Origin of the sequence: Actinomyces sp. HMSC065F12 (assembly GCF_001814535.1) — a bacterium.
GTDB classification, from domain to species: domain Bacteria; phylum Actinomycetota; class Actinomycetes; order Actinomycetales; family Actinomycetaceae; genus Pauljensenia; species Pauljensenia radingae_A.
Genome location: NZ_KV817034.1, coordinates 1 through 886, shown reverse-complemented (window position 1 = coordinate 886; position 886 = coordinate 1). Strand labels below are relative to the sequence as shown.

The 886-nt window shown below is 56.9% G+C and carries 1 protein-coding gene; it reads left to right on the top strand.

The window, feature by feature from the left end; all coding sequences use genetic code 11:
* Window positions 1-836: tyrosine-type recombinase/integrase (locus HMPREF2975_RS10190; protein ID WP_141757409.1), on the top strand; the 836-nt coding region annotated here is incomplete at its 5' end.
* Window positions 837-886: the final 50 nt, after the last annotated feature.

Below are 886 nucleotides of genomic sequence, written 5' to 3'. Positions count from 1 at the left end.
TGACACGCAGGGACGTGGAAAAGTGGGTCACCAGCCTACGTTCCAGGGAAACGGCGCTCTCCATTTCGTCACGCAAGAAAGACCCACAAGCCGAACCCGTATTCCTCTCACCCAAGACCATCAGGAACGCTCACGGGTTACTGTCTTCCGTGCTCGCCTTGCAGGTAGAGCGTCATGTGATCAGCGTAAATCCCGCTTACGGTGTGGCGATGCCCAGGCAGCGCAGACGCCGCCAGCCCGTGTTCCTCACAGTAGGGCAGCTGAAAAAGCTCATCGAATGCACACGTGAAGACTGCCGCCTACTTGTTCGTTTTCTGGCTGGCACTGGATTACGGTGGAGCGAAGCGACCCAGCTGCAGCCAAGGGACATTGATTTTTCGAGCAGGCCGGCTGTGATCCACGTGTCAAGGGCGTGGAAGAAGCAGGGGACTGGGTTCGTTGTTGGTGCCCCGAAGTCGCCTGCATCGGTGCGTGACGTGTCCATGCCGGATTCGCTTTCCAGAGACGTGCAGGAAGCGTGCGCGGGGAAGAGACCTGACGATCTTGTGTTTCCGAGTAGTGAGGGACTTCGGATGCGCGATTCGTGGTTTCATCAGAGGATTTGGCAGCCTGCTGTGACGCGTGCTGGCTTGAATCCGCGTCCGCGTGTGCATGATTTGCGGCATACCCATGCGTCAATGCTGATAGCGGCGGGTGTGCCGTTGCCTTATATTCAGAGGCGCTTGGGGCATGAGAATATTTCGACCACGGTGGATACGTATGGTCATTTGGCTCCTGATGCTGGGAGGGTGGCGGCTGCCGCGACTGAGGCTATGCTGGCCCGGCTTGAAAAGTGATTTATCTATGGACAGAACACCCACATAATAGTGTGATGTAGTTCACACTG